Annotated in this window: 5 protein-coding genes; 1 reads left to right on the top strand and 4 read right to left on the bottom strand. The window is 40.6% G+C overall.

Features of this window, described 5'->3' with window-relative positions:
* Positions 1 to 392 (bottom strand): sugar phosphate nucleotidyltransferase (locus BLR84_RS18420; protein ID WP_176852098.1); only part of this gene is annotated, 392 nt, incomplete at its 3' end.
* Between the two features lie 246 nt (positions 393 to 638).
* On the opposite strand from BLR84_RS18420, the gene recQ reads away from it, so the two are divergent.
* Positions 639 to 2,831 carry a DNA helicase RecQ gene (recQ, locus tag BLR84_RS18415; RefSeq protein ID WP_090471074.1) on the top strand — a complete coding sequence of 731 codons (2,193 nt, stop codon included), beginning with the start codon at positions 639 to 641 and terminating at the stop codon, positions 2,829 to 2,831.
* 75 nt (positions 2,832 to 2,906) lie between these two features.
* Here the strand turns inward: recQ and BLR84_RS18410 are convergent, their stop codons facing one another.
* From BLR84_RS18410 to BLR84_RS18400, 3 genes are all read right to left on the bottom strand, one after another.
* Positions 2,907 to 3,395, bottom strand: coding sequence for a hypothetical protein (locus BLR84_RS18410; RefSeq protein ID WP_090471028.1), 489 nt, complete (start codon positions 3,393 to 3,395; stop codon positions 2,907 to 2,909).
* 117 nt (positions 3,396 to 3,512) lie between these two features.
* Complete coding sequence (locus BLR84_RS18405; protein WP_090471026.1) at positions 3,513 to 5,414, bottom strand: OmpA family protein; 1,902 nt, start codon at positions 5,412 to 5,414, stop codon at positions 3,513 to 3,515.
* Between the two features lie 39 nt (positions 5,415 to 5,453).
* Positions 5,454 to 6,077, bottom strand: a complete 624-nt coding sequence (locus tag BLR84_RS18400; RefSeq protein WP_090471072.1) for a 7-carboxy-7-deazaguanine synthase QueE — start codon at positions 6,075 to 6,077, stop codon at positions 5,454 to 5,456.
* Positions 6,078 to 6,213 lie beyond the last annotated feature (136 nt).

Raw genomic sequence — 6,213 nt, 5'->3', positions numbered from 1 at the left:
TTCTCAATAGCACTCACAAAAGCATCTTCATCCAGGATCTGCTGATCTGAAGGGGCTACCACGATAACCGCTTCCGGGTTCAGGCTTTCGATCTTAAAGCAGCCATAGGCCACGCATGGTGCGGTATTACGCATCACCGGTTCGGTCAGGATCTGGCCATCGGCCATGTCCGGTAACTGTTGTTTCACCAGTTTGGTGTAGTTCTCATTGGTCACCACATAGATGTTTTCTTTCGGGCATACTTTCAGAAAACGTTCATACGTGTTTTGGATCAGGGTTTTACCCGTTCCCAGGATATCTATAAATTGTTTGGGATGCGATGACCGGCTTATGGGCCAGAAACGGCTCCCGATGCCGCCTGCCATGATGATCGCATAGTTGTTTTTATTCATGTGGTAAAAAGAGTTTTTATTTGGCGTAGCCAGCGCAAAAGTGTACAATAATCTGTTAAATATGTATGAAATAAAACTAAATAATTGGATAGCTAAATTGTCCGCAATTTAAATGCGCTAAATGAACAAATTGTTTTTCATTTAATAATCATATTTGTATAAAATTTAAAAGTAAATCCATCGTTTATTCATTAAATTTTGTTACTTTAAACTTTTAAATACAATTCAAGATCACGTTAAACAATGATAGAAACTAAGAAGTCGCTATTTGATAATCTCCAGAATTTTTTCGGATTCGACAACTTTAAAGGGGAGCAGGAAGCGATTATCACTAACATACTGGCAGGTAATGATACATTTGTGATCATGCCTACTGGTGGTGGCAAATCCATGTGTTATCAATTGCCGGCATTAATGAGCGACGGCACTGCCATAGTAATTTCACCACTGATAGCCCTGATGAAAAATCAGGTAGATCAGCTAAGGGCTTTCGGAGGGTCAGACAGTATAGCCCACTTTTTAAACTCATCACTTACCAAATCAGATATAGGCCGTGTTAAGGAAGACGTTCTGGCCGGAAAAACCAAACTTTTATACGTTGCTCCTGAATCACTGACCAAACAGGAGAATATCGATTTTTTAAAGCTTAATCATGTATCATTTGTTGCAGTTGACGAAGCACACTGTATATCCGAGTGGGGACATGATTTCAGACCTGAGTATCGCAAAATACGTCAGGTGATCAGCAACATCGGCGATAATATACCCATCATCGCTTTAACCGCTACCGCTACGCCAAAAGTTCAGCAGGATATACAGAAAAACCTGCAAATGAACAATTCTACGGTGTATAAATCATCGTTTAACCGTTCAAACTTATTTTATGAGGTTCGTGCCAAACGCAATGTGATCAAGGAGATCGTAAAGTTTGTAAAGCAGAACCAGGGCAAATCGGGTATTATTTATTGCCTTAGCCGCAAAAAGGTTGAAGAAGTTGCAGAAGCACTTAACCTGAATGGTGTTAGAGCTTTACCATATCATGCGGGCCTTGATCCAAAAGTACGTGCCGATACCCAGGACAAATTCCTGATGGAAGATGTGGAGGTTATTGTGGCTACGATTGCCTTTGGTATGGGTATCGACAAACCGGATGTGCGTTACGTGATACACCATGATGTGCCTAAGAGCATGGAAGGTTATTACCAGGAAACCGGCAGAGCGGGTCGTGATGGTGGTGAAGGGGTTTGTGTTGCCTTTTATTCTGAAAAAGATATTGATAAGCTTCAGAAATTCATGAAGGACAAACCGGTTTCTGAACGCGAGATCGGTACCCAGATATTAAAAGAAGTAATTGACTATTGCGAATCTTCTGTATGTCGTCGTAAACAGTTACTGCATTATTTTGGTGAAAACTTTAATGAGGCAGGTTGCAATAATATGTGTGATAACTGCTGCGGTCATAAAGAGCATTTTGATGGTGAGGAACACCTACACAAGGCGCTAAGCCTGATCAGGCATATTGGTGAAAAGTTTGACGATCAGCATATCATCAGCATATTGATGGGCGTGGAGAACGCTCAGATCAAGAATTATGAGCATGACGCGCTTGATTATTATGGATCGGGTAAGGAGCAGGGTGAAAACCTATGGAACTCATTACTAAGGCAGGCATTGCTCAATAACTATCTTTCTAAAGATATTGATCAGTATGGCTTACTTCGCTTAACCAAAACAGGTAATAGCTTTATTGACAATCCGCATAGCATCCGCTTTATCCTGAACAAGCCAATGGAAGCCACTGACGATGATGATGACGCGGACGGCCCTAAACAAGGTGGTGGCGCATTGGATACCCAGTTGTTGCAAATGCTTAAAGAGCTGCGTAAAAAACTGGCCAAACAAAAGGGCTTACCCCCGTTTGTAATATTCCAGGATCCATCGTTAGAGGAGATGTGCACGCATTACCCGATCACAACCGAGGAGTTAAAACAGATCTCAGGAGTAGGTGCTGGTAAAGCTTTAAAGTTTGGTAAGCCATTTACCGACCTGATACAAAAATACGTGGAGGATAATGATATTGACCGTCCGGTTGATATGGTGATCAAGAGCGCGGCCAATAAATCGGCGTTAAAGGTTTTTATTATCCAAAATATCGATCGCCATTTGAACCTGGATGATATTGCAGCATCCAAAGGACTCACCTATGAAGAGATATTGAAAGAAGTGGAAACTATAGTAAACTCAGGCACAAAACTTAACTTGAACTACTATATTGACGAGGTAATAGACGAGGACAAGCAGGAAGAGGTATTTGACTACTTCCGTACCGCCGAAGTTGATTCTATTGATGACGCTTTAGCCGAGCTTGGAGGCGATGATTATACCCGCGAAGAAGTACAATTAATGCGCATCAAGTTTATATCAGAAATGGGGAATTAAATTTAACCAAAATAAAAAAAGCTTTTGGCGTGTTGCTAAAAGCTTTTTTTATTTTGAGCATTCATTTTATCACCATTACTCTGATTCGTTATCCTCATTGTAGATTCGGGTATAATCGTCAAATTCCGTGTTCTTCAAATCTTGCTCGATCACACTTTTGGCGATATCAAAATCTATAACAAAACAGCAAACCTCCATAGTGCCACTCCCAATACTACCTCCGTCACAATGCCCAAGCCCAGTCCAGCCCAATGTAGCATCCATTCTATTCTGCAACCTAGTTCTTTTATTTACATCCTCTGGCGTTCCCATTCCATCAACCACAAATTCAATCAACAGGGTATAATGCTCATCAATCTCTACCGGCTCATAGCCATTGGTAACTAACTTGTCTATTTTCTTTTGTATCTCTTTTTTAAAATTTGAAAAAAGACCAGACTTTACTTCTTTGTCCTGTCCGCGCTGTCCAACTACACCCCAATGAACAATTCCTGTTTTTTTGTCCTTGTCCCATGTTTCCCAATAATGAATACCGTCGTTAATTTGTTTATAAAGTTTAAGCATATGATCTAATATTATTCTCCCTCAATATCTTAATTAAATTCTAAATAATCTTAGCTTATATTGCAATCAGTTACAGTCCGAATATGGATGGACGGGCCTGTTGTAAAATCACACTTTTTATTTTGAAATAATCTTAAATTCGGTACGGCGATTTTTTGCCCTGTTCTCGTCGGTATCATTTGGTGCTATTGGCTGCGTTTTACCATAGCCTTTATAAACCAGCCGGGTGGCAGCAATGCCATTGGTAATTAAATACTGATATACAGATTTAGCCCGGTTTTCGGAAAGGGTCTGGTTGATCTGATCTGGCCCAACATTATCTGTATGGCCAGATATTTCAATGTGTACCGCCGGATTTACGGTTAAAAATTCAATCAGTTTCATCAACTCTGCTTTTGATTCCGACTCCAGTTCGAATTTATTAGTATCGAAAAAAATATTCTTGAGGATCACTTTACTGCCCACATCAATAGGAGATAATGAAACAGAAATATTAAACGGATTTTTAGCCTTATATCCGATGAGCGAAAAGTTTTCTGAGTAAAACATATAGCCACTTTTGGAGATATTCAAACCGTAGTTTTTACCTGAAGTAAGGGTAGCCAAAAAGCTGCCTTCATCATCGCTGCTGTAGTCCTGGTAAACTGCTTGGTTGCTTTGCAGATCTATGATCTCAATGGCTGCTTCCAGTGGATGGTTGCTTTTGGCATCGTGTACATTTCCTTTTACATAAGTTACCACATGGGGTCTTACATTTACGGGAAGTTCAAAGGTGTAAATATCATAACCACCATAACCGTTCAGGTTGTCAGATGCAAAGAAAGCGATATTGCCATTGGCGGTTAAAGTTAATCCGTTTTCGTCGCCATTGGAGTTGATGGGGTAACCCAAGTTTTCGGGCTTTTGCCATTTCCCGTCTTTACCCAAACGACTTACAAAAAGATCCTTATTACCCAGACCGGGCCACCCATTCGAGCTAAAATATAGCGTACTATCGTCGGCGTGAATATAAGGGGATTGTTCATTGTATGCCGTATTAATATTAGGTCCAAGATTTTCTGCCGGCCCCCAACCCTTATTATTCAAGGTCGATTTCCATATATCATATCCGCCATAGCCTCCAGCCCGGTTACTTACAAAGTAAAGCGTGCGTCCATCAGCACTGATGGATGGCTGCGATTCCCATCCTGAAGTATTCACCGGCGGACTTAGATCAACCGGTTTACCCCAATCGTCGCCTTTTTTTTGAGCAATATAAATATCGCATCGGCCTAAACCATCGGGGCGATTACAGCCTGTAAAAAATAAATACTTTCCATCCTGAGAAATAGATTGAGCTCCTTCGTTATATTGGGACGTATTGATCTGGTCGCTCAGATAGGTAGCTGTTTGCCATTTATCGTTAATATTGGCGCTTTTATAAAAATCTTCATTATTATTGATCTTCCGGGTAAATATCAATAAGGCTTCATCAGCTGTAGCAACCGGCAAATATTCGTCATTGGCCGTATTAATTTCAGACCCCATATTCACAGGTTTATATGCTACAGGATGCTGTATGGCCTGGATACTGAATTTAGCGTCGGCAATGAGTTTTTGCGCGTAGAGCTTATTAGCAGGGGTGATATCGGGATAGGTTAAATATTTTTCCAGATGTTGCTGAGCCTGGGGGTAGTGAGCTTCCGTTATTTCGGCTTCTCCTATTTTGAGATACACCGAGCGGTTAAAATCGGGATTAAGCGCTATGACCTTTAAATACGCTTCAATAGCTTGCCCGTATAAATGTCGTAACCGGAATACATCAGCAAGCTGCGCATGAGCCTCTACAAATTTCTGGTCTTCATTAATAGCTTTTTGAAGATTGGCAATAGCCTCATCATATAAATGGTCATCGAGGTTTTGATTGGCTTCGGCAAAATACTTTAGAGCCTCCTTTTTAGTGGTAGTATATTGGTTTTGCTGTGCCAAAGCAATAACAGGAAGAAAAATTGATAAAATCAGGATGATTACAACCTTCATCTGTTTCAATACGATAAATGTTATCGTAAGTTACAAAGATTAAGGGATATTCAAATATTTATGTGTTTGCAATGATATTTCCCATTGTGGGTTATTCATCACATAATCAACTATAAGCGGGGTCATTTCTTTTGATTTTGACCATTCGGGCTGTAGATATAACTTGCAATCGGGCGATACCATTTTGGCATGATATTCGGCCCATTCAAAGTCTGATTTGTTAAACACGATCACCTTTAACTCATGGGCATTTTCGGCCACGTGCGGCATCGGAGCTTTGAATTTTTTTGGCGAAAGGCAGATCCAGTCCCAATCACCCGAAAGGGGATAAGCACCTGATGTTTCTATAAAAGTTTTAATACCTTTTTCATGCAACTGGCTGGTCAGATAATCTAAATTGTAGATCAATGGCTCGCCACCGGTAACCACAACGGCCTTTGAAGGATGAACAGATGCATTGGCTACTATCTGATCAGCGGCGGTAAGCGGGTGCAGTTCTGCATCCCAGCTCTCCTTAACATCACACCAATGACAGCCCACATCACAGCCACCCAGGCGTATAAAATAAGCTGCTTTGCCTGTATTGTATCCTTCGCCCTGTATCGTATAAAACTCCTCCATTAAAGGAAGTAGCGTGCCATCGTCTGGAATCTGGTGTGCCATAATTTTGGCAAAGTTACCTATTAAAGCTGAAAGCATAAAGGCGAATAGTAAACACAAGGTAAAACGTTTTCGTGATTTGTTCTTTTTATTGTGGTTAATAATATTTATTATTACTTCAGTTTTAACAACCTGGTTA

It is taken from the genome of Mucilaginibacter sp. OK268 (assembly GCF_900103125.1).
Taxonomy (GTDB): Bacteria; Bacteroidota; Bacteroidia; order Sphingobacteriales; family Sphingobacteriaceae; genus Mucilaginibacter.
The sequence above is the reverse complement of the archived record's forward strand: the minus strand, read 5'-3'. Positions and strand labels throughout refer to the sequence as shown.